Origin of the sequence: Nocardioides cavernae, assembly GCF_016907475.1 — a bacterium.
Lineage (GTDB): Bacteria > Actinomycetota > Actinomycetes > Propionibacteriales > Nocardioidaceae > Nocardioides > Nocardioides cavernae.
In genome coordinates this window covers 467,826-494,754 of sequence record NZ_JAFBCA010000001.1, presented here as the reverse complement: position 1 = coordinate 494,754, position 26,929 = coordinate 467,826, and the positions used below count along the sequence as shown (strand labels likewise).

Sequence of the window (26,929 nt, the reverse complement as noted above, 5' to 3'; positions counted from 1 at the left end):
TCGTTGCAGTGAGGAAGTCGGTGAGGACGTCAGGAGGGTCATTCGGCGTGGCCGATGCGGAGCCGCAGCAGGACGCGGTCGAGCAGCGCGTCCCAGTCGGCGCGCGCCTCGGGTGGCACGTCCGGAGCCAGGTCGGGGTGTTGCTCCAGCCAGAGACCGGCGATGGTCACGATGCCGCTGAAGAGCAGCGCGAGGCCGATCTCCAGGTCGACCGGGTCGAGGCCCGGTGCGCGGTGGACGAGCTGCTCGCGCAGGCGCCCGCCGACGTGGTCGAAGGCGGTCCGGGAGATGCCCTGCGCCCGCTCGTCCCCGATCTCGGGGGAGCCGAGGACCCGGTGGATCGTCGCGATCGCGGTGGGTAGGTCGACGCCGCGGGTGGCCTCTGCCACCGCGTCGAGCGCGGCCCGGCCGCCGGCCCGGCCCGCGGGGAGGTCGGACGTACGCCGCTCGACCTCGCCGAGCAGGTCCACCGTGGCCTCGGCGAGGATCTGCTCGCAGACCGCCACCAGCAGCTGGTCGAGCCCGGCGACGTGGTTGAAGACCGTCCGCCTCGACACCCCCGCACGCGAGGCGACCTGCTCGACGGTGAACCCGTCGGCGCCGTGCTCGGTTGCCAGCGTCCGGGCGGCCTCGAGGATGGCGCGTCGCCGCTCCTCGCGCAGCGCGCTGCGGCCGTCGGTGCGCGGGGTCGTGGTCACCCATCCATTGTTGCACTCAGTGCAAGTAGTGTCCGCATCGGTGACGTGTGCCGTGGAAAGACAAACGGCACGGCCCCTGCGAGGGCCGTGCCGCAGTCGCGCTGGTGATGCGTGGTTCCACCGCCGCTGGGGGGACCGGATGTCGGCGGGAGGACGACGTCCGGGGACGGTGACGAGCGCGACGGAACGCGACCGTCGTGCCCAACCGGTGATGGGACGGGCATGGTCACGCCCCATGACGCGGCTCTGGCAGAAAAATTCCTGCCGAGTCGTCAGCCGGCCTCGGCGACCGTGGCCGGCTGGGTGGAGCTGCGGACGCGGTCCACCAGGTCGGCGAGCCCGAACGGCTTGCCCAGGACCTCGTCGGCGCCCGCGCCCAGGCAGGCAGCGACGTGCTCGGGTCCGGCGTGGCCGGAGGTCACCACGACCGCGCCGAGGAACCCGTCCTCGCGCAACGACGCCGTGGCCTCGAGGCCGTCCATGTCGGGCAGGCCGCGATCCATCACGACGACGTCGACAGCGCTGCGGCTGACGGTCGCTCGGGCGTCGGCCCCGGTGTCGACGGTGAGGACGTCGAAGCCGGCGCGTCCGATCGCGAGGGCCATCACCTGTGCGAGGTCGGGCTCGTCCTCGACGATCAGCACGGTGGGCACGGCCCTACGGTACAAGCGAAATACACGGCACACCCACAGAACGGTGAACTTTTCCTCATCGAGCCGCGCACACGCGGTGCGGCGGACGTCAGCCGGCGGCAGACCCGATCGCGGGCGCCGTCGCGGGCGCCGTCGCGGACGCCGTGTCGTAGAGGCGTTCGAGCATCAGGTCGGCCGACACCGTTCCGCTCTTGGAAGGCGTGCGGTCACTGGTCGCAGCATCGACCAGCACGCGCGCGATGTCGCGGACCTTGCGGTTGGTGTCCGCGGAGAAGGCCCGCAGCAGCGCCCATGCCGTGTCGGCGTCGACGCTGTAGAGCTGCACCAGCACGCCTTTCGCCTGTTCGATACCGGCGCGGTGCTCGACGAAGTCCCCGACCGCAGAGTCGACCTCGGTGTGGACGGCGTCCTGCCGCAGGTCGGTGATGTCGACGAGGTGCCCGTGCACGACCGGCGTACCGCCCTCGTCCTCGAGGTGACCCGCCGCGAGGACCACGCGCAGATCGCCCTGCGCGGTGTGGATGCGATGGAGGAAGGAGAAGGGTTCGTGGCGCTCCACCAAGGCGTCCCGCGACTCCCACGCCGCCGCGACGTCCTCCGGGTGGATGTGCCGCATCACGAGCGCCGTCGTCGGCACCACGGTGCCCGGCTCGAAGCCGTGGATCGAGAACATCGTGTCCGACCAGGTCCACTCGTCGTCGTCGGGCCGGTAGGTGTACCGACCGACGAGGGCAGCGCCGGATGCCGTGAAACCATCTCCCGTCGACCGTTGCATGGACGCATCCTGCACAACCGGGTGCCGGACGTTCAAGAGTCGTTCCTAGGGATTTCAGGCGGGGTCGGTGACGTCCGCGACCTGTGCGTCCAGATGGGTGATGACGTCGTCCGCGGCGAGCGTCGCGGCGACTCCGTGGGCGCCCGCGCCGAGAGAGACGGTCCGGCCCACGAGGCGCTCGTCGGCGACGACGGGCAGCGCGGTCCGCGACCCGAACGGCGTGATGGTGCCGCGCTCGTAGCCGGTCACCTCGCGCGCGGCGTCGGCAGCCGGCATCGACATGCGGTTGATGCCGAGGAGTGCGCGGAGCTTGGGCCACGAGATCTCGCGGTCGCCCGGCACCAGGACGAACAGGTGGTCGCCCTCCCCTCGGCGCACGACCATCGTCTTCACGATCGCCGACGGCTCGACCCCGCGCGCAGCGGCTGCCTCGGCGAGCGAGCCCACCCGGCCGTGCCGGGTGACCTCGTGCGCGATGCCCGACGCGGCCAGGGCCCGGATCGCGGGGTGGTCGTCGTCCACGCGACGAGCGTACGACGAAGCGCGCGGCCCCCGGGGCGACGATCGGGCCGGAGCGGCGCGTGCTGCGCTACCCGACCGGCAGGACCGGGAGCACCATCCGGAAGTGCGCGCCGGCCGGTCCGTCGACGAGGTCGAGCCGCCCGCCCGCGCGCTCCGTGGCGGTGCGGGCGATGGACAGGCCGAGTCCGCTGCCCGACACGCCGCCCTGGCGTGACGGGTCTCCCCGGTGGAACCGGTCGAAGATGCGTTCCCGCTCGTCGGGAGGGACCCCGGGGCCGTCGTCCAGCACGTCGAGCACCACCTCCTCCCCGATGGTCGTCACGGCGAGCTCGACGGTGGAGGCGGCGTAGGCGACCGCGTTGTCGACGAGGTTGCGCACCGCGCGCCTGATCTCCGAGGGGTTGGCGCGGACGGGGCCCGCCGAGACGCGGGCGGTGTCGATGCGCACGTGGCTGTTGCTGCGGGCGCGCTCCGCCTCCTCGAGGACGAGGGCGTCGAGGTCGACGCTGGTCACGGTGGCAAGTGCGTGCTCGTCGGCTGCCGCGAGGACGAGGAGGTCGTCGACGAGCCGTTCCATCGCCTGCGCCGGGCCGAGGACCCCGGACCGGAGCTCGTCGGCATCGACGGCGCCCGGGTCACGCAGGGCGACCTCGAGGGAGAGCCGCTGGGTCGCCAAGGGGCTCTGCAGGTCGTGGGAGACGTCGGCGACGAGCTGGCGTTGCCTGGTCACCGCTGCCTCGACCCGGGCCAGCATGCGGTTCATGGTGGCCGCGAGCCGGCCGACCTCGTCGCGCGGCCCGGTCGCGACCACCCTCCGGTCGAGCTGGCGGGGGTCGATGGCGTCCACGTCGGAGCGGATCCGGTCGAGCCGGCCCAGCGCGCGCCCGACCAGCACCCACACCACACCGCCGAGCACGAGCACGGCCAGGGGTACGCCGATCAGCAGGAGCGCGCGAAGCCGTCTGGAAGCCTCGTGCACGGCCTCGAGGCTGTTCCCCACGACGACGGTGACCTGGCCACGAGGGGAGGCGCCCGCCACGGTCCACGCCCGGTAGGTCTCGGTCTCCTGGTCGTCCGGGCCGTCGAACGTGCGCAGTCGCGCCTCGGGCGACTCCGCCGGCCCCGTGATGGGGCCGCGACCGGTGATGTTGGCGGAGGCCGCGAGCACCGTGCCGTCCGCGGCGAACACCTGGGCGACCCCGTCGTCGCCCACCTGGGTCAGGACGTCCGGAAGGCGGTCCGTCCGGACCATCTCGACCAGGTCGCGCGCCGTGGCCCGGGAGGTCAGGTCGGTGGCGGCGACCAGCTGCCGGTCGAGCGTCGTCAGGAGCACCCAGGCTCCCGCGCCCAGCACCACCGCGACCAGTGCGACCGCCGTGAACGTCGTACGGCTTCGCAGGGAGAGCGCGTCGAGCCTGCTCATCGGTCGTCGACCACCCGGTAGCCCACGAGCCGCACCGTCTGCAGGCTGGCCCTGCCGAAGGGGTGGTCGATGCGCTGGCGCAGCTGACGCGCGTAGACCTCGACGATGTTGGGGTCTCCCTCGAAGGCGAAGTCCCACACGTGGTCGAGGATCGTGGCCTTGGACACGACCTCGTCGGATCGCCGCATCAGGAACTCGAGCATGGAGAACTGGCGTGGGGTGAGGTCGATGGCGGTCCCGGCCCGCGAGACCCGGTGTCCGGCCGGGTCGAGCTCGAGGTCGCCGACTGTCAGCACCGTCGGGCGCTCGCTGCTGCCCCGGCGCACGAGCGCCCGGAGCCGCGCGAGGAGGACCGACAGCGAGAACGGCTTCGCGAGGAAGTCGTCCGCCCCGGCGTCCAGCGCCCGCACCTCCTGCTCCGGTCCGGCGCGCGCGGTGAGCATCAGGATCGGGGTCCAGTCGCCCTGCTCGCGTCGACGCGCACAGATCTCGTCACCCGACACGTGCGGCACCATGACGTCGAGCACGAGCGCGTCGTAGGCGTTCTCGCCGGCGAGCCAGGCACCCTCCCGCCCGTCGAGAGCGGTGTCGACCGCATACCCCTCCGCCTCCAGCCCCCGACGGAGGGCTGCGGCCAGCTGTTTGTCGTCCTCGACGACCAGCACGCGCACCGTGCGAGAGTCCCACACGCCACCTGTACGCCGGCTGAAGGCGGGCTGAAGAACCCGTTCAGCGCCGCTTCAGCAGTGAGGGCGCACAGTGGGAGCACGGAACGACGAACGATGGAGGAGTCGAGATGCGCAAGCGGACCTGGGCAGCGGGCATGGCGCTGGGAACAGCGGGAGCCGCCGTCGTCGGCGGCGTGGCAGTGGCCGGCAACGGTGGTGACGACGGCCCCATCAGCCGGCAGTACACCCAGGAGCAGGCCGATGCCGCCACGAAGGCCGCCCTCGAGGCCACGGGCGGGGGCACGGCCAACAGCGTCGAGACGGACGACGAGGACGGCGCCACCTATGAGGTCGAGGTGACCAGGCCCGACGGCACGACCGTCGACGTACGCCTCGACGAGAACTACGGGGTCGTCGTGATCGAGGACGACTCGGAGGAGTCCGGCTCCGAGTGAGATCGCGCCTCCGTCGTCCAGACTCGCAGCGACTGCCTCGCGAATGCCGAAATCCCGCCCGGGATCTCTCCTGGGCGGGATTCGGTCACTCCTGGGCCCTGCGCTCGTCAGGACCCGGCTGGCGGTGGCGGTGGGATTTGAACCCACGGTGGGTTTGACCCCACACATCATTTCGAGTGATGCACCTTCGGCCGCTCGGACACGCCACCGCGCCGAACGTTACTAGAGGGCACGCGTCAGTCGGAAACCGGCGACGGTGCACCAGTCGTCCACCCGTCACTGGACCAGTCGTCGAGCAGCCATGGCCAGCGGCGGCGTACGACGGTAACTTCGGCGCACGCCCGTGCTCGCGCCGAGCCGGGGCGGGAAGGAGGGACCGTGACCGCCGTCCGTCGTGTCCGGGACCTCGCCCGTGCCGCCCTGCCCCGGAGCGTGGGGGAGCGCCTCCCCGCCGCGCCGCCGCAGGAGGTCACCGAGCTGCTCCACGACAAGCGCTTCCAGCGCGCCGTCGCCGCCGCGGCCGAGGAGCAGGGACGCGACGAGGAGGAGGTCTGGTCGGAGGTCAAGGGCTACCTCCACGAGATGGCCGCCGCCCACGACGACCGGACCGCCCAGGGGTGGGCGCGTCTCGGCGACTGGTTCCTGAGGGCGTACGACGTCCTGGTGGACGAGGACGACATGCAGGAGCTGCGGCGCCTCGACCGCTCGCACAGCCTGGCGCTGGCGTTCAGCCACCGGTCCTACCTCGACGGCATGGTCATCCCCAACGCCCTGTCGTCGCGACGCTTCTCGCCGACCTACACCTTCGGCGGCGCCAACCTGAACCTGCCGGTGATCGGCACCGTGGCCAGTCGCACCGGCCTGATCTTCATCCGGCGGGCGACCCAGGAGATCCCGGTCTACCGCCTCGCGCTGCGGTCCTACATCCGGCAGATGGTCACCAACAAGCGCAACCTGGCCTGGTCGATCGAGGGCGGCCGCACCCGCACGGGCAAGCTGCGCCCGCCGGTCCACGGGATCCTGAAGTACCTCACCGACACGGTGCAGGGCGACGGTGACGGCGACCCCTTCGGCCAGGACGCCCCCGACGTGCAGGTGGTGCCGCTGTCGGTTGTCTACGACCAGCTGCACGAGGTGTCGCTGATGACCGAGGAGGCGCGCGGGGCCAACAAGACGCCGGAGGACTGGCGCTGGCTGGTGCGCTTCGCGCGGCTGCAGCGCAACCGGCTCGGCCGGGCCTACCTGACCGTCGGCGAGCCGTTCTCGCTGCGGGAGCGGATGGCGGAGCTGGCCGCCGAGGGCGTCACCGGCCACCAGGCCGTCGAGCGGGTCGCCCTCGACATCTCCCACCGGCTCAACCGGGCCACCCCGGTCACCACCACCGCGATCATCTCGCTCGCCCTCCTCGGTGCCGACCGCGCGCTGACGGTCGACGAGGTCCTCGACACCGTCGAGCCGCTCGCCGCCTACGTCGACGCGCGCCAGTGGCCCGTCGCGGGTGCCGCCGACCTCCGCGACCGCTCGACCATCCGTCGGGCGCTCGCCGACCTGACCCGCAGCGGCGTGCTGACGGCGTACGACCGGGGCACCGAGCCGGTCTGGAAGATCGGCGACGACCAGCACCTGGTCGCCGCGTTCTACCGCAACACCGTCATCCACATCCTCGTCGAGCGAGCCATCGGCGAGCTCGCGCTGCTCACCGTCAGCGAGCTCGAGCCAGGTGCGGAGCTGCCGCCCGGCGGCGAGCTGCAGGTGGGCTGGGAGGAGGCGAAGCGGATGCGCGACCTGTTGAAGTTCGAGTTCTTCTTCCCCTCCCGCGCCGGCTTCGAGGACGACCTCCGCACCGAGCTGAGGCTGCTGGTCGGCGAGGGGGTCACCGAGATGACGCCGGCCAAGGCGCGCGAGCTGCTCGTCGGTGCCCGCCCCCACCTCGCCCACCTGGTGCTGCGGCCCTTCCTCGACGCCTACCTCGTCGTCGCGGACCGGCTCGCCGACCGCGGGGACGGCCCGGTCGACGAGGCCGACCTGCTCGCCGACTCCCTGGCCGTCGGCCAGCAGTGGGCCCTGCAGCGGCGGGTGGCCAGCGAGGAGTCCATCTCGCTCGAGCTGTTCCGCACCGCCCTGGCGCTCGCCCGCCACAAGGGCCTCCTCGAGGGCGGCGAGGGCGTCGGGTCGGCGCGCGAGGCGTTCGCCGTCGAGCTGCGCGACTCCGTGCGCCGGGTCAACATCATCGGCGAGATCGCCGGTGAGACGACCCCCGTGGGTCATCCCGAGCCCCAGCGCCGCCCGGTGCCCGATCCGCGGCAGGAGCGCACGTGAGCGGGTTGTCCACCGCGGTCAGCGACGCCATCGCGGCCATCGAGGCAGGACCCCAGGGGCCGTCGGTCGGGGCGTTCTTCGACCTCGACGGCACGCTCGTCGCCGGCTACACCGCCGCCACCTTCTACGGCGACCGGCTCAAGGGGCGCGACGTCTCGCCGGCGGAGTTCCTGCGCACCGTCGTCACCGCCGTGGACGGCGAGCTCGGCGGCGACCCGACCCGCATCGCCCACGTCGCCTTCTCGGCCATGCGCGGGGAGTCGGAGGAGGCCTTCGCCGACCTCGGAGAGCGGCTCTTCCGATCCAAGATCGCCGGCACCATCCGACGCGAGTCCCGCGCGCTCGTGCTGGCGCACCAGCGGGCCGGCCACACCGTCGCCGTCGCGTCGGCGGCCACGAAGTACCAGATCGCCCCCGTCGCCCGCGACCTCGGCGTCGAGCACCTCGTGTGCACCCAGCTGGTCGTCGAGGACGGCCAGTTCACCGGCGCCACCGACGGCCCCATGCTGTGGGGGCGCCACAAGGCCAGCGGCGTCCGGGCCTTCGCCCGCGAGCACGCGGTGGACCTCGCCCAGTCCTACGGCTACGGCAACGGCTACGAGGACGTCGCCTTCCTGTCCTCCGTCGGCCACCCCACTGCGCTCAACCCGCACCGCGACCTGCGCGCCGCGGCCGCGCGCCTCGGCTGGCCCGCGCTCGACCTCAGCGACCCCGTCGGCGGCTCGCTGCTCGCAGCAGGTCGTACGGCGGTGGCGCTCGCCGGCATGAACGCGGGTGTCGGCCTCGGCCTGGCCTACGGGCTCGCGCGTGGCGACATGCACGAGGGCCGAAACGCCGCGATCCGCCTCGCCACCCACCTGCCGATGGCGCTGGCGGGCGTGTCGATGAACGTGCTCCACCAGGAGCGGCTCTGGACCCACCGCCCCGCGATCTTCGTCGCCAACCACCAGAGCTCGCTCGACATCCCGGTCCTCGGCCGGCTGCTCGAGCGGGACTTCACGATCGTCGCCAAGAAGGAGGCCCGCTGGGACCCGCGGGCGGTGGTCGGCTCGGTCGTCATCGACCCCGCGTACATCGACCGCTCCGACTCGGAGTCCGCCCGCGCGACGCTCGACGGCGTCGTCGAGCGGATCCGCTCCGGCACGTCGCTGATGATCTTCCCGGAGGGCACCCGCTCGGCGACGCCGGTGCTCGGCCCGTTCCGCAAGGGCGCCTTCCACCTCGCGGCGCAGGCCGGCGTACCCGTCGTGCCGGTCGTGCTGCGCAACACCGGCGAGCTGATGCGGCGCAGCTCGCTGGTGCTCAACCCCGGCGTCGTGGACGTGTGCGTGCTGGAGCCCGAGACCGACTGGAGCGTGGACGACATGAGCGAGCGCATCGCGGCGCTGCGCACGAAGTTCGAGGAGACCCTCGCGAGGTGGCCCCTATGAGCGACGTCAGCGACGAGGACGTCGAGCGCTGGTCCGGCGCGGCGGGGTGGGCTGCCGCGCCCGAGCTGACGTCGATGCAGACGCTGCTGTGGCGTGCGGAGCGCCACCCGGTGCAGTCCTCGACCTCGACCGTCGTGATCGACCTGGACCGGGCGCCCGACTGGGACCGTTTCGTCGCCGCCACCGAGTGGGGCACCCGGCTCGTACGCCGCCTGCGACAGCGCGTCGTCGAGCCGGTCGTGCCGACCGCCGCACCGACGTGGGCCGACGACCCGACCTTCGACCTCGCCTACCACCTGCGCCGCGAGCACGTCGCGAGCCGCGAGGAGATGCTCGTGCACGCCGCCCAGATCGCGCTGCGACCCTTCGACCGCACCCGCCCGCTCTGGGAGGGCGTGCTCTTCGAGGGGATGCCGGGCGGGGCGGCGTACGTCCTCAAGATCCACCACGCGCTCGCCGACCCCTTGGGCACGGTCCAGCTGCTGTCGATGCTCCAGTCGGGGCAGCGCGCCCACACGCCGCGCAAGCCGCTGGGCGACGAGGTCGTGGCGCCGGTGGAGCCCGACCCGGTCGACCTCGCCGTCACCGGGTTCCGCACCGGCGTCGCGTCGCTGCCCGGGACCGCGCGGGCGACCGCCCGCCGCGTCGGGCTCGCCGCGACGAGGCCGCAGGTCGTGGTGGGCTCGGCCCTGCGCTACGGCGCGTCCGTGCGGCGGCTGCTCACCCAGGCCGCACCGCCCTCGCCCGAGCTGACGCCCCGCACCGGGCGCATGTGGTCGTTCCTCACCCTCGACGCACCCCTCGAGTCGCTCCGCTCGGTCGCCAGGCTCGGAGGCGGCACCCTCGACGACGCAGCCGTGGCGCTGGTCCTCGGCGGGCTGCGGCGCTACCACGCCCGCCGCGACAGCACGGTCGCCGAGATCCCCGTCGGGGTCCGCGTCTCGCTCGACCGCGCCGACGACCTCGGCAACCGCTTCGCCGGCGCGCTGATCTCCGGTCCCCTCGCCATCGAGGACCCCGTGGACCGGGTCGCCGCCGTGCGGGGCGAGGTGCTGTCGCTGCACACCGAGCGTGCCCTCGAGGTGCTCGACGCCGCCGCGCCCCTGCTGAACCGGATGCCGTCCTTCGTGGGGGCCTCCGCGCTACGCACCGCCGAGGCGCCCGACGCCTTCGTCCTCACGCTGCCCGGGCCGCCGCGCCGGCGCTACATGGCCGGCGCCGAGGTGCAGGGGATGTACGTCCTCGGGCCGCTGCCCGGCGCCGCGCTCACCGTCTGCCTGGTGACCTGCGGCGACACCGCCTGCATCGGCGTCAACGTCGACGCGAGCGCGGTCGCCGACCTGGCCGGGCTCGCCGAGTGCCTCGCGGAGGAAGTCGCCGCCTTCGCCGGGTGACGCGTCAGTTCGTCGGGCCGATGTAGCAGAGCATCCGGTAGTCGACCCCGTCCTCGATGTTGACGAAGCCGTGCCGCTCGTAGAAGCGGCGGGTGTCGACGTCGACCTCGTCGACGTTGATGTGCATCTCGGGCGACCCCAGGTCCTGGACGAGCCGGCGGCACAGGGCGAGGACCTGCGTGCCGATGCCGCCGGAGCGGAGGGCGGGCACGACGTAGAGCTCCTCGAGCTGGGAGACGGGGCCGTCGAACCAGATGGCCGGCCGCAGGCTCACCAGGGCGAACCCCACCGCCTCGCCGTCTTCCTCGGCGAGGACGGCCACGATCTCGGGCAGCGCGAGGATCCGCGCGAACCGACCGGCCAGCACGTCGGCGTCGTCGGTCTCGGTCTCGAACTCGGTGTTGAAGTCCCACAGCAACCGGCCCAGGACGGCCGCGTCCTCGGTCGTGGCGCGGCGGACGGTGCTCACCGGAGGCCCGCCGAGCGGTGCCGGGCGAAGAAGCCGTCGAGGAGGGCGGTGGACTCGTCGGCCAGCACCCCGGCGACCACCTCGGGACGGTGGTTGAGCCGACGGTCGCGCACGACGTCCCACAGCGAGCCCACCGCGCCCAGCTTGTCGTCGTACGCCCCGAAGACGAGGCGGTCGACCCGGGCGAGCACGACGGCGCCGGCGCACATCGTGCACGGCTCGAGCGTGACGACGAGCGTGCAGCCGGAGAGCCGCCACTCGCCGCGGGCGGCCGCGGCGGCACGGAGGGCGACGACCTCCGCGTGGCCGGTGGGGTCGTGGTGGGACTCGCGGGTGTTGTGGCCCGTGCCGACGACCGCGCCCGAGGCGTCGAGGACGACGGCACCGACAGGTACGTCGTCGGCTGCCTGCGCAGCCTGCGCCTCGGTCAGGGCCAGGCGCATCGCGTCGTCCCAGGGGCCGGTCTGCGTCATGCGGAGGTGAGGCCGACCGCGTCGTCGAAGAGCTCGCCGAAGCCGAGGCGGCGGGCGATCTCGGAGAGCATCTCGTCAGGGTAGAGCTCGACGTCGTCGAGGAGCGCGCCGAGGTCGATGGCGTGGAGGCCGAGGTCGTCGAGCAGGCCGAGGTCGCCGGCCGGCACCTCGACGTCGTCGTCCTCCGGCGGCGGCAGGCCGAGGAAGTCGATCACCGACTGGGCGATCTCCCACTCGTCGGCGGCGGTGACGTCGGAGAGCAGCGCGCGCGTGCTCGCACCCGTCACGCGGACGAGCACGAAGAAGTCCTCGTCGACGGCGACCATGCCCACCGCGCCTTCGTCTCGCGCGACCTGGCGGAGCGCGTGGCTGAGGGAGTCGACGGAGTCGAAGGCGGGTGAGGCGATCTCCTGCACCTGCCACGCCCCGTCCTCGCGGAACGCAGCCAGCGCGAAGTCGACCTCGCCAGACTGCTCGGACATCCCCACACCTCCCTCGTCCAGTCCCTCGTCCAATGTCGCAGAAAGGAGGGGGACCGCCAACCCTCTCCGGCGTCTCGATCGGTGAGCTGCTTCCCCACTAGGGTGACCCCCATGCGCCTGCACGTGGTGAACCACCCGCTCGTCTCCCACAAGCTCACCGTCCTGCGTGACGAGGACACCGACTCGCCGACGTTCCGTCGGCTGACCGACGAGCTGGTGACCCTGCTGGCCTACGAGGCGACCCGCGAGGTACGCGTCGACCCTCGGCCGATCACCACGCCCGTCGGCCCGACGACCGGGGTCTACCTCGCCCAGCCGAAGCCGATGGTGGTCCCGATCCTGCGCGCCGGGCTCGGCATGCTCGACGGCATGATGCGGCTGCTGCCGACGGCCGAGGTGGGCTTCCTCGGCATGGTCCGCAACGAGGAGACCCTCGAGGCCTCGACCTACGCCGAGCGCCTCCCCGAGGACCTCTCGGGCCGCCAGTGCTACGTGCTCGACCCGATGCTCGCGACGGGCGGCACGCTCGCCGCGGCCATCCGCTTCCTCACCGACCGGGGCGCCGACGACATCACCGCGATCTGCCTGCTGGCCGCGCCCGAGGGCGTCGACAACCTCGAGAAGGCCCTCGACGGGCTCGAGGTGCCGGTCACCGTCGTGACCGCGGCGCTCGACGAGAAGCTCAACGACAAGGGCTACATCGTCCCCGGCCTCGGCGACGCCGGCGACAGGCTGTACGGCGTCGCGCACTGACGCTCGCGTCGAGTCGGCGCATCCTGACGCCGGATCGGTGTCGAGTCGGCGCATCCTGATTCGAGGACGGGCAGGACGGGCCGGCTCGACCTCTCTGGGCTGGCAGGACGCGCCGTCTCGACCTGCCCGGGTGTGACGCGCGTCGCCTGAGACAGCGGTGACGCGGGTCACCTGTTCGGTACGTTGTGCCCGGCCACACCCCCGCAGGTCAGCCCCAGACATCGAGCGTCCTCCCAGGAGGCAGCAGTGCGCATCGGCATCCCCCGTGAGTCCAGGCCCGGCGAGACGCTGGTCGCCGCGACGGCGAAGACCGCGTCCCAGCTCGCCGCGCTCGGGTACGACGTCGTGGTCGAGCAGGGCGCGGGCGCAGCGGCCGACCAGCCCGACGTCGCCTTCACCGACGCCGGCGTGCGCGTCGTACCGGCCGACGAGGTGTGGTCGAGCGACGTCGTGGTCAAGGTCAACGCCCCGACGGACGACGAGGTCGGCCGGCTACGCCCGGGCGCGACGGTCATCAGCCTGATGGCGCCCGCCCGCAGCCCGGAGCTGGTTGAGCGGCTCAGCACCGCCGGCGTGACCGCGCTGGCGATGGACGCCGTGCCGCGCATCTCGCGCGCCCAGTCGATGGACGTGCTGTCGTCGATGGCCAACGTCGCCGGCTACCGCGCGGTGATCGAGTCGGCCCACGAGTTCGGTCGTCTCTTCACCGGCCAGGTCACCGCTGCGGGCAAGGTGCCCCCGGCCCGCGTCTTCGTCGTGGGGGCCGGCGTCGCCGGGCTGGCCGCCATCGGTGCGGCCGGATCGCTGGGCGCGATCGTGCGGGCCTTCGACGTACGCCCAGAGGTCGCCGAGCAGGTCGAGTCGATGGGCGCGGAGTTCGTCACCGTCGACATGGAGCAGGAGGTCTCCTCCGACGGCTACGCCAAGGAGATGACCGCCGAGCAGGAGGCCGCCACCGCCGCGATGTACGACGAGGAGGCGCGCGCCGCCGACATCGTCATCACCACCGCGCTGATCCCCGGCCGCCCCGCCCCGCTGCTCGTCACCGCGGAGACGGTCGCGGCGATGCGTCCCGGCTCGGTCGTGGTCGACATGGCCGCCGCCAACGGCGGCAACGTCGCCGCCACCGTCAAGGACGAGCGCGTCGTCACCGCCAACGGCGTGACCGTGCTCGGCTACACCGACCTCGCCGGCCGGCTGGCCGCGCAGACCAGCCAGCTCTACGGCACCAACGTCGTCAACCTCCTCAAGCTGCTCACCCCCGGGAAGGACGGCGTCCTCACCCTCGACATGGACGACGTCGTCCAGCGCGGCATCACGGTCACGCGCAGTGTGGAAGGGGGTGGCGCGACTGCTGAGGTGATGTGGCCGCCGCCGCCCGTCCAGGTCTCGGCCGCGCCCGCAGAGTCGACCCAGGTGATGCCCGCGGCGGAGGTGCCGCACGCGCCGCCCGACCCGCGCCGCAGGCTGTACGCCGCCGGGCTGGGCGCCGTGGTCTTCCTCGCGCTCGCGACCCTCGCGCCGCCCAGCTTCCTGCCCAGCCTCACCGTGTTCGTGCTCGCGGTGGTGATCGGCTTCTACGTCATCGGCAACGTGCACCACGCGCTGCACACGCCGCTCATGAGCGTCACCAACGCGATCAGCGGGATCATCGTGGTCGGCGCGATCCTGCAGGCACCGATCGACAACCTCGCGGTCCAGGTGATCGCCGGGGTGGCCATCCTGCTCGCCAGCATCAACGTCTTCGGTGGCTTCCTCGTCACCCGGCGGATGCTCAACATGTTCCAGAAGGGCTGAGCCAGTGGTCTCGTTCGTCACGGGCGCCTACATCCTCGCGGCGCTCCTGTTCATCCTCGCGCTCGCCGGCCTGAGCAAGCACGAGACGGCCCGCCGCGGCAATGCGTTCGGCATGGCCGGCATGGCGCTCGCCGTGGTCGCGACGCTGCTGCTCGTCCTCGACTACCTCACCGACGACCTCATCGTCGACAAGACCCCGATCGTGGTCGGGCTCGTCATCATCCTGGTCGCCGGCACGGTGGGCGCCGTGATCGGCATCCGGCTGGCTCGGGGCGTCGAGATGACCGGCATGCCCGAGCTGATCGCGATGATGCACAGCTTCGTCGGCCTCGCCGCCGTGCTCGTCGGCTACAACACGTTCATCGAGGTCGCCTCCGCCCACAGCAACGTGGGCCTGGAGTCCGACGCGGTCCACAACGCCGAGGTGTTCATCGGCGTCTTCATCGGCGCGGTGACCTTCACCGGCTCGATCGTCGCCAACCTCAAGCTGAGCGCGCGGATGAGGTCCGCGCCCATCGCGCTGCCCGGGCGCCACCTGCTCAACCTGGGCATCCTCGTGGTGTCGGCCGTGCTGTTGGTGTGGTTCATGCTCACCGACGGCTGGGTCGGCATGGCGCCACTGGCGGTCATGACCGTCCTCGCGCTCGTACTCGGCTTCCACCTCGTCGCCGCCATCGGCGGCGGCGACATGCCCGTCGTCGTGTCGATGCTCAACAGCTACTCCGGCTGGGCGGCGGCCGCCGCGGGCTTCATGCTGGGCAACGACCTGCTGATCATCACCGGCGCGCTCGTCGGCTCGTCGGGTGCGATCCTCAGCTACATCATGTGCAAGGCGATGAACCGCTCGTTCGTGAGCGTCATCGCCGGCGGCTTCGGCTCCGACGGCGCCGTCTCCGGAGAGGCCCGCGACTACGGCGAGCACCGGGAGATCCAGGCCGACGACGTGGCCGACCTGCTCGCCCACGCGTCCTCGGTCGTGATCACCCCCGGCTACGGGATGGCCGTGGCGCAGGCGCAGTACCCTGTGGCGGAGATGACGAAGAAGCTGCGCGACAAGGGCGTCGACGTCCGCTTCGGCATCCACCCCGTCGCTGGCCGGCTGCCCGGCCACATGAACGTGCTGCTCGCCGAGGCCAGGGTGCCGTACGACATCGTGCTGGAGATGGACGAGGTCAACGACGACTTCCCGGACACCGACGTCGTCCTCGTGATCGGGGCCAACGACACGGTCAACCCGGCCGCGCTCGAGGAGCCCGGCTCGCCGATCGCCGGGATGCCCGTGCTCGAGGTCTGGAACGCCCGCGAGGTCATCGTCTTCAAGCGGTCGATGGCCACGGGCTACGCCGGCGTGCAGAACCCGCTGTTCTTCAAGGACAACACCCAGATGCTCTTCGGCGACGCCAAGGACAAGGTCAACGAGATCGTCGCCGCGCTTGGTTGATCATCCCCGGCGACCCCTCGACCGGCGACGGACCGGTCAGCCGAGCGTGGTGCCGGCGAGCGTGCCGATGAGGTAGGTGACCCCCATGGCGAGCAGACCGCCGGACACGTTGCGAAGGACAGCAGGCAGGCGCGGGCTGTAGCCGATGCGCGCGCTGACGAACCCGGTGAGAGCCAGCGCCGCGACGACGCTGAGGACGGTCACCAGCACCCGGACGCTGTCGGGGACGAACGCCACGATCAGCAGCGGCAGCAGCGCCCCGACCGTGAAGGCGAGCATGGACGCCCAGGCGGCGTGCCACGGGTTGGTCAGGTTGTCGGGGTCGATGCCGAACTCGATGTCGGCGTGCGCGCGGAGTGCGTCGTGCTCGGTCAGCTCGCGGGCGACCTTCTCGGCCGTCTCCGGCGACAGGCCCTTCTCGACGTACATCGCGGCGAGCTCGCGCTCCTCGGTCTTCGGCATCTGCCGCAGCTCCGCGGCCTCGAGGCCGAGGATCGACCTCTCGGAGTCGCGCTGGGTGCTGACCGAGACGTACTCGCCGGCTCCCATGCTGAGGGCGCCGGCGGTCAGGGCCGCGATGCCGGCGATCACGATCGCGCCGCTGTCGTCGGTGGCACCGGCCACACCCATCACGACGCCGGCGGTGGAGACTATGCCGTCGTTGGCGCCGAGCACCGCGGCCCGCAGCCAGTTGAGCCGCGTGCCGACGTTGTCACCCAGCTCCTCGTGGAAGTGCCGGGGATCCTCGTCGGTTCCGATCTCAAAACTCATGCACGTACTCGCTTCGCTCCGTGCACGCATGAGGCACCCGGGCACTGTGTCGAATGGCTCGCTCGCGTCGCTCACTCACGCCTTGATCGTCGCTCGCAGTGGTGCACCGCGCAACGAAGGTGAGGCTTGGCTGCGTGGCGTACGACGTCAGCCGAGCGCGTACGTCCGGACGACCTCGTGCCGCGGTCGGCGGCGGGCGCCCTCACCGAGGTACGACGCCACGAGCGCGACCTCGTCGACCTGCCAGCGGGGGCCTTCGTAGGCGTCGAGCAGCCGCACCCACGACGTGACGTTGGCCGGCCGACCGAGCCGGCCGAGGGTCAGGTGCGGGTGGAACCGCTGGCCGTCGACGCGGGCGCCCGCACGGGACATCGCGGCCCGGCACGACGCGGCGAGCCCGTCGAGGCCCGCCTCGTCGTCGACCTCCAGACCGGACCACAGGACGCGCGCCGCGTCGGGGTGCGGGAAGGCGCCGCCGCCGGTGACGCGCATCCCGAACGACGTGCGCCGTTCCGCCGCCAGTGCCAGCAGCTCGTCGAGCCCGTCGAGCGCCCGCTCCGGCACCGACCCGGCGAAGGCCAGCGTCACGTGCCACTGCTCCGTGGCGGACCAGCGGAACGACGCCGCCTCGCGCCGCGCCGACAGGAACGCCTCGAGGTCCTCCACGACCTCCTCGGGCGGCACGACCGCCACGAACATCCGCGTCATGGCTTGTCTCGACACGGCCCGACGCGACTACGTGCCTCAGTCGCGGGCCCACTCGACCTGGCCGAGCCCACGCGGCGTCCTCGTGCCTCGGACGGCACCGCTCGTCTCACAGCCCGAGGTCGCGGCCGATCAGCATCTTCATGATCTCGTTGGAGCCCGCCCAGATCTTGGTCACGCGGGCGTCGCGCCAGGCGCGGGCCACGCGGTACTCGTTCATGTAGCCGTAGCCACCGTGCACCTGCACGCAGTGGTCGAGCACGTCGTTCTGCACCTGCGAGGTCCACCACTTGGCCTTGGCGGCGTCGACGGGTGTCAGCTCCTTCTTGGTGTGCGCGACGACGCACTGGTCGACGAACGCCTGGGTGACGTCGACGCGGGTCACGAGGTCGGCGAGCAGGAACTGGGTGTTCTGGAACGAGCCGATGGCCTGGCCGAACGCCTGCCGGTCCTTGGCGTACTGGATCGTCTCCTCGAGGATCTGCTTGGCGTGGGCGAGGTTGGTGATCGCCGAGCCGAGGCGCTCCTGCGGGAGGAACTGCATCATCGAGATGAAGCCGGTGTCCAGCGGGCCGACGAGGTCGTCGTTGCTGACGCGCACGTCCTCGAAGGACAGCTCGGCGGTGTCGGAGTCGTCCTGGCCGACCTTGTCGAGCACGCGGCCGACGCTGAAGCCGTCCAGCGTGGTGTCGACGGCGAAGAGCGAGATGCCCTTGGCCTTCTTCTCCGGGCTGGTGCGGGCCGCGACGAGCACGAGGTCGGCCGAGCCGCCGTTGGTGATGAAGGTCTTGGACCCGTTGATCACCCAGTCGTCCCCGTCACGGACGGCGGTGGTCCGGAGGCTGGCGAGGTCGGAGCCGCCGCCGGGCTCGGTCATGCCGATGGCCGTGACGAGCTCGCCGGTCGCGGCCCGCGGCAGCCAGCGTGCCCGCTGCTCGTCGTTGGTGAGGTGGACGAGGTAGGGGACCGTGATGTCGGCGTGGATGCCGACACAGCTCGGGAGGGTCATGTTGACCTTGGCGAGCTCCTCGGTGAGGACGGCGTTGAACCGGTAGTCGCCGGCCTCGGAGCCGCCGTGCTCCTCCGGGATCTCGAGGCCGAGGAAGCCCTGCTTGCCGGCGGCGAGCCAGAAGTCGCGGTCGAGCCCGTGGTTGCCGGCGTACGTCTCGAGCTGGGGGGTGACCTCGCGGTCCAGGAACTGCTTGACCGAGGCGCGGAAGGCCTCGTGGTCCTCGTCGTAGATCTCACGCTTCATGCCGCTATGTTACCCGCGAGTCACCAAGCCGTGCCCATCACCCGGAAGAGGGTCCGGGACGACCGGATTCAGCGTAACGTCGCGGTCGTCGGGCTCGGGACGGGCGGTGGGAACGGTGATGGACGACGACGGGCTGTGGGTACGCCCGCGGGGACGCGCATGGGGGAACGAGGCCCAGCGCGCGGTGCTGCACGCCATCGCCGAGGACCTCGCCAAGCGCACCCACCACAAGGTGGTGGCGATCGAGGCGCTGCGCTCCGACGGCTACCTGGAGTTCGTGGCGATCGCCGGTGACGACGCCGCCCGCGACAAGATGCTCGGCCAGGCCTCGCCGCTCGCCCTCGACCACATCCGCGAGCTCGGTGTGGAGCTGGCCGGCTGGAGGCACATCCCGAGCGAGCGGCTCGACGACGAGACGCGCGCCTGGCTCGACGAGTACGGCCACAAGCCGGACGTGCCGGCCTCGGGCCTCCCCAACGGCTGGGACCCCGACGACCAGATGGTGCGCCTGCTGGAGAACGAGGACGGCGAGCTGCGCGGGCTGCTCTACCTCGACGAGCCGTGGTCCGGGCTGCGTCCCACTCCGGAGGGCGCGGCGGCGATCAACGCCGAGGCCGGGGTGTTGTTCGAGGCGGTCATCAGCATCGTCGAGCGCGAGCTCTACGGCGAGCAGGTGCGGATGGTCACCCAGGCGCGGCGCGCGATCGAGAGCGTACGACCGGGGCTGGGCGTGCAGGACCTGTCGAGGGAGCTGTCACGAGCCATGGTCGAGGCGATGGACGTCGCGACCGTCGACGTGATCGTGGCGGGCTCCGACGTGCCCGGCATCGAAGCGGACCGGCTCCACGTGACGGAGCTGATGCGCGGGCAGTGGGCGCGGCGCGGCCACGTGGTCGTCGAGCGACAGCACACGTGGAGCATGAAGGAGGAGTCGATCGAGACCCCACCCTCGCTCACGCGCCTGCTCGACACGTACGCCCTCGGGTCGGGCCTGCTGGTGCCGATCGGCGCCGGCGAGGAGTACCTCGGCACGCTGTCGATGGGTCGGGCGCCCGACGCACCGAGCTGGAACGCCTCCGAGATCAACGCCGCCACGACCGTCGCCTCCGACCTGGCCCGGCTGCTGCTGGAGGGGCGGCTGATGGAGCGTCAGCGCGCGCTCAACGTGGAGCTCCGCGACGTCAACGACTACCGCCGCGACATGGTCCTGACCCTCGCCCACGAGCTGCGCAACCCCGTCAGCGTGCTGTTCTCCCACCTCGAGCTGCTGGGCCTCGAGACGCACTCCGAGGAGTCGAGCCACTCGCTCGAGGCGCTCGACCGGGCGGCGCGGCGCATCGAGGACATGGTGGCGGACCTGATGACCCTCGCCTCGGTCAGCGATCCCGACCGGGGCGCCCCGATGGGCGAGGTCGACCTGTCCGACCTGGTGCGGGAGACGAGCGACTTCCTCGCCCCCATGGCGGCGAGGGCCGGCGTGGCGATGCGGACGGTCGTCGCGGACGACCTCGTGGTGACCGGCGAGTCGGCGGGGCTGCAGCGGATGGTCTCCAACCTCCTGTCCAACGGGGTCAAGTACACCCCCGAGGGTGGGCGGGTCGCGATGGACGTCTCGCGCCGCGCGGTGGACGGGGTCGCGGGGGTGCTGATCACCTGCACCGACACCGGCATCGGCATCTCCGCCGCCGAGGTCGACAAGGTGTTCGCTCCCTTCTTCCGTTCGAGCAGCCCCGAGGCGCGCAAGCGCCCGGGCACCGGCCTCGGACTCGCGATCATCGAGCGTGTCGTGACCGGCCACGACGGGACGGTCGAGGTTGAGTCGGTGCTCGGCGAGGGGACGACGTTCACCGTGTGGTTGCCGGTCGGCCGCCCGCGCGCGGCGCGCTGACGCGTCGTCCACCCGGCAACGGCTCGTCCACAGTGCAGGCCGCAACCTGCGGAAAACGGTCCGGTGTCCACCTTCGCCCGCCTACGATCCACGTGGCGGTGGGAGGGCGAGACGCCATGGAGCAGGTGCGGACAGGGGAGCGCAGGACGCGCGACCTCAGCTGGGGTGACGCGCGGGCGCGCGCGCTCATGCACGCCCTGGCCGGCGACGCCGCCGCCCGCACGGGCTTCCGCGTGTGTGCGATCGAGGTGGTGCGGCCCAAGGGCCTGCTCGAGTTCGTCGCGATCCACGGCGACCCGGCCAGCGCCGAGGAGCGCCTAGGCACGGCGTCGCGCCTGTCCGACATGCAGCTCGTCTTCGCCCAGGGCGAGGAGCACGGCCACTTCCTCTGGATCCCGTTCGAGAACCTCTCCGAGGAGATCCGCGAGCGCATCGACGGCGTGATCGTCGTCCCCGACCTCCCGACCGACGGCGAGCAGGGCGACTGGCACCCCATGGACATGCTCGTCGCCCGGATCGACGACGAGCGCGGCGACCTGCGCGCGCTGCTCTACCTCGACGTGCCGCACGACCTCGCACGACCCGACGGCGCGCGACTCCTCGACGTCAGCGACGAGCTCGCCACGATCCTGCGCTCGATCCTCACGGTGGTCGAGCGCGAGGAGTACGCCGACCACATGCGGGTCATCCGGGCCACCCGCCGACTCGCGCGGTCCAACCCCGCCCGCCACGACGTCAACCACCTGCTGCGTGAGGCCCGATCGACCCTGCTCGGGGCGCTGTACGTCGACGAGCTGGAGATCCGGGTCTTCATCGACGAGGACACCGGCAGCCCCGACAGCCTGGGGCTCAAGATGGCGCCCGAGGTGCGGCGAGCGCTCGACGGGGCAGCGGCGCGTGCGTGGACCCACCAGCGGGTGCTCATCATCGAGCCCGGGCACGTCTGGGGCGACCCCGAGCTCGCGGCGTACGCCGACTGGTTCACCACCGCGCTCGACAAGGCCGGATTCGAGGCGGTCGTCGTCGCTCCCGTCGGCGTAGACGACACGGTGCTCGGCATGCTGATGTGCGCGCGGCGCACGGGCTCGCGCCGCTGGACCGACGGCGAGGGCGTCGCCGCGCTGGAGCTCGGACACGACCTCGGACGCGCCATCGCCAACGCGCAGGCCACCCAGCGCGAGCGCCGCCTGCTCGAGGAGCTGCGCGAGCTCGAGGTGGCGCGGCACTGGTTCCTCCGCGAGCTGACCCACGAGATCAACAACCCGATGACGGTCATCGCCGCCAACGCCGAGTTCCTCGCGTCGAGCGAGACCATCGACGAGCGCGACCAGCGGCGTGCCCAGGCCATCCTGCGGGCCAGCGAGCGGCTGGGCGACCTGCTCCAGGGGCTGTCGATGCTGTCGCAGGTCAGCGACCCGCAGCAGCCGCCTGCCATGCAGCAGGTCGACCTGGTCCCGGTCGTCGAGGAGACGCTCGCGGCGATGACCGCCGTCGCCGAGCGCTCCGGAATCACGCTCCACCTCGTCGGCGACCTCGGCGAGGCTGTCGTCCTGGGCGACCCGCGCGAGATCGCCAGCGCGGTGTCCAACCTCGTCGACAACGCGGTGAAGTACTCCGACGCCGGCCACGAGGTGTGGATCGGCGTCGAGCACCGGCCGGACGGCGGGCTGTCCTTCGTCTGCAACGACGAGGGACTCGGCATCTCCGAGGCCGACCAGGCCAACCTCTTCGCCCCGCTGTTCCGCTCGACCAACGAGGCGGCGCTGATGCGGCCCGGCACGGGTCTCGGCCTCGGCATCGTGCGGGAGATCATGCAGCGCCACGGCGGCGGCATCGAGGTCGAGTCGACGCTCGGTCGCGGCACCCGCGTCCGCCTGAACTTCCGGCCGCTCGTGCCTCGAGCCGGCTCAGGTTCCTGACGGCGTCAGGGGCGCAGGACGTCCTTCGGGGCCGGCGCCTCCACCTCGACGTCCTCGTCGAACTCGGAGAAGGCGATGGTGCCGCCGTCCTGGGTGGCCGTGGACTCGATCCTCACGACGTGGTGGGGCGCCTCGCTCCGAACCCAGACCATCTCGTCGTGCGCACCGCCGGGTGAGGCACTGAGCTGGACCACCGTCTGCCCGTCGACGCTGCTCTCCTCGCCCACGGTGGCCGGGATGTCCTCCCGGTCGCCGCCCTTCTCGTCGAAGTCGACGACCTCGAAGGTCTTCAGCAGCTTGTCGAAGTCGCAGAGCGACGCGGCCGCCTTGCCCTCGAGCGGGAGCCACGAGGTGCTCAGGCGCTGGAGCGCGCTCCGGGGGATCGAACCGCCGCCGAGGCGGTTGAACGCGCCGGCCTCGCCCTTGACCCATGCCCGGTCGCCGAGCCGGCGGACGTCGAGGTGGCTGCCGCCGATCCGGAGGGTCCCGGTGCACCGGTCGTCCCGGTCCACGCTGAGGTCGACGAAGTACTGCTCGCCCGCCTCCCTGACCTGACCGGTCAGGCGCAGGCTCGTCACGTCCTGCATCGCCTCGCCGGCGGCAGCGACGATCGCCTCGCCGTCCTGCTTGGCGAAGTCGCTGGTGGTGAGGTCGTCGTACACGCTGCAGCCGCTGACGGCTACGGCCAGCGTGACGGCCGTTGCCACGCCCCGGATCGTTCGCATGGTGTCCCCTCGTCCTGAGCCGGACGATCACACCACGGCCCGCGGCGGGGCGCAGGCGAACGGGGAAGTCAGGCGAGCAGCTCGTCGACCCAGGCGGGCACGAGGCGGGTGGCCGGACCCTGCCGGGACTCGGCGAAGTCGGTGGCGCCGGCGCTGGGCTCGAGGTTGAGCTCGAGGGTGGCGCCGCGCGCCCAGTGCACGAACGCCGCGGCCGGGTAGACGACTCCCGACGTGCCGATCGAGACGAAGAGGTCGCACTCCTCCAGCGCCTGCTCGACGAGGTCCATGCCGTAGGGGATCTCGCCGAACCACACGATGTCGGGGCGCAGGTCGGCCACGCCGCACGAGGGGCAGGCGGGTCCGTCCGCCAGTGCGCCGTACCACTCGTGGCGCTCGCCGCAGCGCGTGCACCAGGCCGATTGCAGCCGTCCGTGGATGTGGTGCACCCGTCGGGAGCCGGCACGCTCGTGCAGGTCGTCGACGTTCTGGGTCACGACGAGCAGGTCGTCGCCGAGGGCGTCCTCGAGGCGTACGAGCGCGTGGTGCGCAGCGTTGGGCTCGACCCGCGACAGCGCCGCCCGCCGGGCGTCGTAGAACCGCTGGACGAGGCCCGGGTCGTCGGCGTACGCCTCCGGGGTGGCGACCTGCATCGGGTCGTGGCCCTCCCAGAGGCCGCCGGAGTCGCGGAACGTGGTGAGGCCGCTCTCGGCGGAGATCCCGGCACCGGTCAGGACGACGATCCGCATGCTCCAGTCCTACCCCAGTCCGGCCAGCCGACCACCCATAGGGGTGCGCGTCAGGTGGAGGTGGCGTGCCCACTCGGGTAGACAGGCCGCCATGACTGACGTGGGAGGGACGTCGGACGCTGTTGCGTTCGTCGGTGAATGGGACGGGCCCGTCGTGGCGACCTCAGTGCACGCGGGGCACGACCTGCGGCCCGAGATCGCCGAGGCGATGGTGCTCGACCGGGCGGAACGCTTCCGCGAGGAGGACCCGTTCACCGACCGGCTCGCTGCTGTGGTCCCCGACCACGTCATCACGTCGCGCTCCCGCTTCGAGGCCGACCTCAACCGGCCCCGCCGCGAGGCGGTCTACCGCAAGCCCGACGACTGCTGGGGGCTCGAGGTGTGGCGCGACGGCGAGCTGTCCGACGAGCTCTTCGAGGGCAGCCTGGCGACGTACGACGCCTTCTACGACGCCCTCGCACCGCGGCTCGACGCCTTGGCCGAGCGCGGCCCCTTCGTGCTGCTCGACGTGCACTCCTACAACCACCGGCGCGACGGCGCCGACGAGCCGCCGGCCCCGGCCTCGGAGAACCCCGAGGTCAACGTCGGCACCGGCACCGTGGAGGACGACGTCTTCGGCCCGCTCGTGGAGCGGTTCATGGGTGACCTGCGCGACGCCTCGCTGGGCTGCGGCCCGATCGACGCGCGGGAGAACGTCGCCTTCGAGGGCCGCAACCTCGCCTGGTGGGTCCACGACCGCTACCCGCGGGTGGGCTGCGTGCTGGCTCTCGAGTTCAAGAAGACCTTCATGGACGAGTGGACCGGCAAGCTGCACAACGACCGCCTCCGCTCCGCGCAGCAGGGCCTCGCCGCGGCACTGCCCGGCCTGCACATCGAGCTCGAGAAGCTGCGGTGACCGACGGCGGCCCAGTGGAGCCGGGTGTGGAGCTCAGCGCCACCGACCTGGCCGTGGACCACCGTCTGTCCCTGCTCGCCCAGAGCTTCCGCTTCCTGCTCGACATCACGCCGGTCGACGCCGACGACCTGCGCGACGACTTCCTGGAGGGTCGCGAGCCCGATCCGCCGTTCACCTACCGCGCGCTCGAGACGGACCCCGCCGTCGTACGCGCCGAGCTCGACGACATCGACCTCACGACCGTCGAGGACCCCGTCCTCGGGCAGCTGCTGCGCGCCAAGCACCGCGAGATGGAGCTCCAGCTCGACATGCTGGAGGCGCGTGGCACCGAGGACTTCCTGCCGCTGAGCGTGGAGCTGTACGGCGGGGTGTCGCCGGCGCTGCGCAAGCAGGCCGAGGCGCTGCTGTCCGGCATCACCCGCACCGAGCCGACCGACGAGCCGCTCGACGCCGAGGCGTTCCTCGAGCTGGCCGAGGCCGAGATCGCGCGCTACCACGACGAGGACCCCGACCTCGACATGCACGCTGAGATCCGCCCGGACGTCAACGGCGTCATGGTCTCGGGCGACGTGCTGCTGATCGGCCCCGAGACCAAGGTCCAGCAGGCGCGCGCCCAGGCGCTGCTCCACCACGAGGTGGGCACGCACCTCGTCACCCAGGCCAACGGCAGCCACCAGCCGATCAAGGTCCTCGGCGTCGGGCTCGCGGGCTACGACGAGACGCAGGAGGGCCTTGCCGTCCTCGCCGAGATCGCGTGCGGCGGGCTGACCGCCTTCCGCCTCCGCCAGCTCGCCAGCCGGGTCGTCACCGTCCACCGCCTCGTCGCGGGGGCGACGTTCGCCGAGGCCCACGAGGCGCTGGTCGCCGACGACTTCCCGAGCGGCAGCGCGTGGACCACCGTGATGCGGGTCTACCGGTCCGGCGGGATGACCAAGGACGCGATCTACCTGCGCGGGCTCGTCGAGCTGCTCGAGCACCTCGGCGCGGGCGGCCCGCTCGACCAGCTGTGGCTCGGCAAGTTCTCCCTGCGCGACCTGCCGCTCATCGGTGACCTCGAGTCCCGAGGCCTGCTGCGACCGCCCCGCGTCCTGCCCCGATACCTGCACGACCCGTCCGCGCACGACAACCTCGCCCGCGCGGCCGGCACCGAAGACCTCAGCACACTCTTGGAGGGACACGCATGAAGATCGGATTCGTCGTCAACGACATCGAGACGGAGAAGGCGGAGTACACCACCAACCGCCTCGCCCTGGCCGCGAAGGAGATGGGGCACGAGGCCTGGTACATGGGCATCGGCGACTTCGCCTACGAGCCCGACGGCTCGTTGAGCACCAAGGCCCGCGCCGGCCACGCCAAGACCTACCGCTCCCTCGAGCGGCACATGGCCGACGTCCAGAAGCCCGACGTCGAGCAGGCCATCGGCCTGGACGAGTTCGACGTGGTGATGCTGCGCAACGACCCCGCCGACGACGCCGAGACCGACCCGTGGCGCAACAACGCCGGCGTCGCCTTCGGCCAGCTGATCGCCTCCAGCGGTGTGCTGGTGGTCAACGACCCGACCAGCCTCGCCAACGCGCTGTCGAAGGCCTACTTCCAGCACTTCCCCGAGATCGTCCGCCCGCGCACGCTCATCTCGCGCGACGAGGACAGCATCGAGGAGTTCATCAAGGACCTCGGCGGCAAGGCGGTCCTCAAGCCGCTCCAGGGCTCGGGCGGCGCGGGCGTCTTCCTGGTCGACCGCAAGGAGGCGCCGAACCTCAAGCAGATCATCGAGGCGATCTCGCGCGACGGCTACGTGGTGGCGCAGGAGTACCTCCCCGAGGCGGCCAAGGGCGACGTCCGGATGTTCGTGATGAACGGCCAGCCGCTGGTCGTCGACGGCGAGTACGCCGCCTTCCGGCGTACGCCGTCCACGAAGGACATCCGCAGCAACATGTCCGCCGGGGGCAAGGCCGAGAAGGTCAAGATCACCGACGAGATGCTGCAGATGGTCGAGGTCGTCCGGCCCAAGCTGGTCGCCGACGGGATGTTCCTCGTGGGCCTCGACATCGTCGGCGACAAGCTGATGGAGATCAACGTCTTCAGCCCCGGCGGCCTCGGCAGCGCCCACAGCCTCTACGAGGTCAACTTCGCGCCCGCGATCATCGCCGAGCTCGAGCGCAAGGTGAACATCCGCAGGCACTACCCGGAGATCGACAACCACACCCTCGCGACCAGCTGACCCCTCCAGCACGTGCCTGAGGACGTGGTGGACGGATCCGGAGCCGGATCCC

Annotated in this window: 26 protein-coding genes and 1 tRNA gene; 12 read left to right on the top strand and 15 right to left on the bottom strand. The window is 71.9% G+C overall.

Features of this window, described 5'->3' with window-relative positions:
• Positions 1–38 precede the first annotated feature (38 nt).
• The 6 genes from JOD65_RS02345 to JOD65_RS02320 form a co-directional block, all read right to left on the bottom strand.
• Complete coding sequence (locus tag JOD65_RS02345; RefSeq protein WP_372440146.1) at positions 39–662, bottom strand: TetR/AcrR family transcriptional regulator; 624 nt, start codon at positions 660–662, stop codon at positions 39–41.
• Between the two features lie 308 nt (positions 663–970).
• On the bottom strand, positions 971–1,351 hold the full coding sequence (locus tag JOD65_RS02340) for a response regulator transcription factor (protein ID WP_191193933.1): 381 nt from the start codon (positions 1,349–1,351) through the stop codon (positions 971–973).
• An 88-nt stretch (positions 1,352–1,439) separates the two neighbouring features.
• Positions 1,440–2,126, bottom strand: coding sequence for a PAS and ANTAR domain-containing protein (locus JOD65_RS02335; RefSeq protein ID WP_191193934.1), 687 nt, complete (start codon positions 2,124–2,126; stop codon positions 1,440–1,442).
• A 54-nt stretch (positions 2,127–2,180) separates the two neighbouring features.
• Positions 2,181–2,648, bottom strand: coding sequence for an aminoacyl-tRNA deacylase (locus JOD65_RS02330; RefSeq protein ID WP_191193935.1), 468 nt, complete (start codon positions 2,646–2,648; stop codon positions 2,181–2,183).
• Between the two features lie 67 nt (positions 2,649–2,715).
• Positions 2,716–4,071, bottom strand: a complete 1,356-nt coding sequence (locus tag JOD65_RS02325; protein WP_191193936.1) for an ATP-binding protein — start codon at positions 4,069–4,071, stop codon at positions 2,716–2,718.
• The gene (locus tag JOD65_RS02320; protein WP_191193937.1) at positions 4,068–4,742 is read right to left on the bottom strand and encodes a response regulator transcription factor; all 675 of its coding nucleotides are present in this window, start codon (positions 4,740–4,742) and stop codon (positions 4,068–4,070) included. Before JOD65_RS02320 ends, JOD65_RS02325 begins: the two co-directional genes overlap by 4 nt.
• A gap of 125 nt (positions 4,743–4,867) precedes the next feature.
• On the opposite strand from JOD65_RS02320, the gene JOD65_RS02315 reads away from it, so the two are divergent.
• Positions 4,868–5,194 (top strand): PepSY domain-containing protein, encoded by a 327-nt coding sequence (locus tag JOD65_RS02315; RefSeq protein WP_191193938.1) that lies wholly within the window; start codon positions 4,868–4,870, stop codon positions 5,192–5,194.
• 119 nt (positions 5,195–5,313) lie between these two features.
• On the opposite strand, the gene JOD65_RS02310 is transcribed toward JOD65_RS02315, so the two are convergent.
• Positions 5,314–5,403 (bottom strand) — tRNA-Ser (locus tag JOD65_RS02310).
• Positions 5,404–5,572: 169 nt separating this feature from the next.
• On the opposite strand from JOD65_RS02310, the gene JOD65_RS02305 reads away from it, so the two are divergent.
• From JOD65_RS02305 to JOD65_RS02295, 3 genes are read left to right on the top strand one after another with little or no spacing between them, the layout of a single operon-like run.
• The gene (locus tag JOD65_RS02305; RefSeq protein WP_191193939.1) at positions 5,573–7,513 is read left to right on the top strand and encodes a lysophospholipid acyltransferase; all 1,941 of its coding nucleotides are present in this window, start codon (positions 5,573–5,575) and stop codon (positions 7,511–7,513) included.
• On the top strand, positions 7,510–8,943 hold the full coding sequence (locus tag JOD65_RS02300; RefSeq protein WP_191193940.1) for an HAD-IB family hydrolase: 1,434 nt from the start codon (positions 7,510–7,512) through the stop codon (positions 8,941–8,943). The genes JOD65_RS02305 and JOD65_RS02300 overlap by 4 nt, the downstream gene beginning before the upstream one ends.
• Entirely contained in the window at positions 8,940–10,337 is a 1,398-nt protein-coding gene (locus JOD65_RS02295; RefSeq protein WP_191193941.1) for a wax ester/triacylglycerol synthase domain-containing protein, read from the top strand. The genes JOD65_RS02300 and JOD65_RS02295 overlap by 4 nt, the downstream gene beginning before the upstream one ends.
• A 4-nt stretch (positions 10,338–10,341) precedes the next feature.
• Here the strand turns inward: JOD65_RS02295 and JOD65_RS02290 are convergent, their stop codons facing one another.
• From JOD65_RS02290 to JOD65_RS02280, 3 genes are read right to left on the bottom strand one after another with little or no spacing between them, the layout of a single operon-like run.
• Positions 10,342–10,806 (bottom strand): GNAT family N-acetyltransferase, encoded by a 465-nt coding sequence (locus tag JOD65_RS02290; protein WP_204810911.1) that lies wholly within the window; start codon positions 10,804–10,806, stop codon positions 10,342–10,344.
• The gene (gene tadA, locus JOD65_RS02285; protein ID WP_191195394.1) at positions 10,803–11,249 is read right to left on the bottom strand and encodes a tRNA adenosine(34) deaminase TadA; all 447 of its coding nucleotides are present in this window, start codon (positions 11,247–11,249) and stop codon (positions 10,803–10,805) included. The genes JOD65_RS02290 and tadA overlap by 4 nt, the downstream gene beginning before the upstream one ends.
• Positions 11,250–11,275: 26 nt before the next feature.
• The gene (locus JOD65_RS02280; RefSeq protein WP_191193942.1) at positions 11,276–11,761 is read right to left on the bottom strand and encodes a tRNA adenosine deaminase-associated protein; all 486 of its coding nucleotides are present in this window, start codon (positions 11,759–11,761) and stop codon (positions 11,276–11,278) included.
• Between the two features lie 111 nt (positions 11,762–11,872).
• Between JOD65_RS02280 and upp the strand changes: the two genes are divergently transcribed.
• The 3 genes from upp (at position 11,873) to pntB (ending at position 15,752) form a co-directional block, all read left to right on the top strand.
• Positions 11,873–12,514 (top strand): uracil phosphoribosyltransferase, encoded by a 642-nt coding sequence (gene upp / locus JOD65_RS02275; RefSeq protein ID WP_191193943.1) that lies wholly within the window; start codon positions 11,873–11,875, stop codon positions 12,512–12,514.
• 246 nt (positions 12,515–12,760) lie between these two features.
• Positions 12,761–14,311, top strand: coding sequence for a Re/Si-specific NAD(P)(+) transhydrogenase subunit alpha (locus JOD65_RS02270; RefSeq protein WP_191193944.1), 1,551 nt, complete (start codon positions 12,761–12,763; stop codon positions 14,309–14,311).
• Positions 14,262–15,752 carry a Re/Si-specific NAD(P)(+) transhydrogenase subunit beta gene (gene pntB, locus JOD65_RS02265; RefSeq protein WP_372440093.1) on the top strand — a complete coding sequence of 497 codons (1,491 nt, stop codon included), beginning with the start codon at positions 14,262–14,264 and terminating at the stop codon, positions 15,750–15,752. Before JOD65_RS02270 ends, pntB begins: the two co-directional genes overlap by 50 nt.
• A gap of 36 nt (positions 15,753–15,788) precedes the next feature.
• Here pntB and JOD65_RS02260 read toward each other — a convergent pair whose 3' ends face one another.
• From JOD65_RS02260 to JOD65_RS02250, 3 genes are all read right to left on the bottom strand, one after another.
• Positions 15,789–16,523, bottom strand: a complete 735-nt coding sequence (locus JOD65_RS02260) for a VIT1/CCC1 transporter family protein (RefSeq protein WP_191193946.1) — start codon at positions 16,521–16,523, stop codon at positions 15,789–15,791.
• 147 nt (positions 16,524–16,670) lie between these two features.
• Positions 16,671–17,246: an RNA 2',3'-cyclic phosphodiesterase gene (gene thpR, locus JOD65_RS02255; RefSeq protein ID WP_307820882.1), complete on the bottom strand. Its 576-nt coding sequence runs from the start codon at positions 17,244–17,246 to the stop codon at positions 16,671–16,673.
• Between the two features lie 91 nt (positions 17,247–17,337).
• On the bottom strand, positions 17,338–18,483 hold the full coding sequence (locus tag JOD65_RS02250) for an acyl-CoA dehydrogenase family protein (RefSeq protein ID WP_191193947.1): 1,146 nt from the start codon (positions 18,481–18,483) through the stop codon (positions 17,338–17,340).
• 118 nt (positions 18,484–18,601) lie between these two features.
• On the opposite strand from JOD65_RS02250, the gene JOD65_RS02245 reads away from it, so the two are divergent.
• The gene (locus JOD65_RS02245; RefSeq protein ID WP_191193948.1) at positions 18,602–20,371 is read left to right on the top strand and encodes a sensor histidine kinase; all 1,770 of its coding nucleotides are present in this window, start codon (positions 18,602–18,604) and stop codon (positions 20,369–20,371) included.
• Positions 20,372–20,469: 98 nt separating this feature from the next.
• Positions 20,470–22,290 carry a sensor histidine kinase gene (locus tag JOD65_RS23890; protein WP_191193949.1) on the top strand — a complete coding sequence of 607 codons (1,821 nt, stop codon included), beginning with the start codon at positions 20,470–20,472 and terminating at the stop codon, positions 22,288–22,290.
• Positions 22,291–22,295: 5 nt separating this feature from the next.
• On the opposite strand, the gene JOD65_RS02235 is transcribed toward JOD65_RS23890, so the two are convergent.
• Both JOD65_RS02235 and JOD65_RS02230 read right to left on the bottom strand, forming a co-directional pair.
• Positions 22,296–22,997, bottom strand: a complete 702-nt coding sequence (locus tag JOD65_RS02235) for a hypothetical protein (protein ID WP_191193950.1) — start codon at positions 22,995–22,997, stop codon at positions 22,296–22,298.
• 86 nt (positions 22,998–23,083) lie between these two features.
• The gene (locus JOD65_RS02230; protein ID WP_191193951.1) at positions 23,084–23,761 is read right to left on the bottom strand and encodes an NAD-dependent deacylase; all 678 of its coding nucleotides are present in this window, start codon (positions 23,759–23,761) and stop codon (positions 23,084–23,086) included.
• Between the two features lie 91 nt (positions 23,762–23,852).
• Between JOD65_RS02230 and JOD65_RS02225 the strand changes: the two genes are divergently transcribed.
• The 3 genes from JOD65_RS02225 to JOD65_RS02215 are packed head-to-tail and all read left to right on the top strand — an operon-like array spanning position 23,853 to position 26,877.
• A complete protein-coding gene (locus tag JOD65_RS02225) occupies positions 23,853–24,656 on the top strand; it encodes an N-formylglutamate amidohydrolase (protein ID WP_204810909.1) in 804 nt (267 codons plus the stop codon).
• A complete protein-coding gene (locus tag JOD65_RS02220; RefSeq protein ID WP_191193952.1) occupies positions 24,653–25,840 on the top strand; it encodes a peptidase MATCAP family protein in 1,188 nt (395 codons plus the stop codon). The genes JOD65_RS02225 and JOD65_RS02220 overlap by 4 nt, the downstream gene beginning before the upstream one ends.
• Positions 25,837–26,877, top strand: a complete 1,041-nt coding sequence (locus tag JOD65_RS02215; protein ID WP_191193953.1) for a glutathione synthetase — start codon at positions 25,837–25,839, stop codon at positions 26,875–26,877. Before JOD65_RS02220 ends, JOD65_RS02215 begins: the two co-directional genes overlap by 4 nt.
• The last annotated feature ends 52 nt before the right edge of the window (positions 26,878–26,929 follow it).

Coding starts and splice junctions, on each gene's coding strand:
- JOD65_RS02335 (WP_191193934.1), bottom strand. CDS start 2,126: ATGCAACGGTCGACGGGAGATGGTTTCACGGCATCCGGCGCTGCCCTC.
- JOD65_RS02325 (WP_191193936.1), bottom strand. CDS start 4,071: ATGAGCAGGCTCGACGCGCTCTCCCTGCGAAGCCGTACGACGTTCACG.
- JOD65_RS02315 (WP_191193938.1), top strand. CDS start 4,868: ATGCGCAAGCGGACCTGGGCAGCGGGCATGGCGCTGGGAACAGCGGGA.
- JOD65_RS02295 (WP_191193941.1), top strand. CDS start 8,940: ATGAGCGACGTCAGCGACGAGGACGTCGAGCGCTGGTCCGGCGCGGCG.
- tadA (WP_191195394.1), bottom strand. CDS start 11,249: ATGCGCCTGGCCCTGACCGAGGCGCAGGCTGCGCAGGCAGCCGACGAC.
- JOD65_RS02280 (WP_191193942.1), bottom strand. CDS start 11,761: ATGTCCGAGCAGTCTGGCGAGGTCGACTTCGCGCTGGCTGCGTTCCGC.
- upp (WP_191193943.1), top strand. CDS start 11,873: ATGCGCCTGCACGTGGTGAACCACCCGCTCGTCTCCCACAAGCTCACC.
- JOD65_RS02260 (WP_191193946.1), bottom strand. CDS start 16,523: ATGAGTTTTGAGATCGGAACCGACGAGGATCCCCGGCACTTCCACGAG.
- JOD65_RS02250 (WP_191193947.1), bottom strand. CDS start 18,483: ATGAAGCGTGAGATCTACGACGAGGACCACGAGGCCTTCCGCGCCTCG.
- JOD65_RS02245 (WP_191193948.1), top strand. CDS start 18,602: ATGGACGACGACGGGCTGTGGGTACGCCCGCGGGGACGCGCATGGGGG.
- JOD65_RS02230 (WP_191193951.1), bottom strand. CDS start 23,761: ATGCGGATCGTCGTCCTGACCGGTGCCGGGATCTCCGCCGAGAGCGGC.
- JOD65_RS02225 (WP_204810909.1), top strand. CDS start 23,853: ATGACTGACGTGGGAGGGACGTCGGACGCTGTTGCGTTCGTCGGTGAA.
- JOD65_RS02215 (WP_191193953.1), top strand. CDS start 25,837: ATGAAGATCGGATTCGTCGTCAACGACATCGAGACGGAGAAGGCGGAG.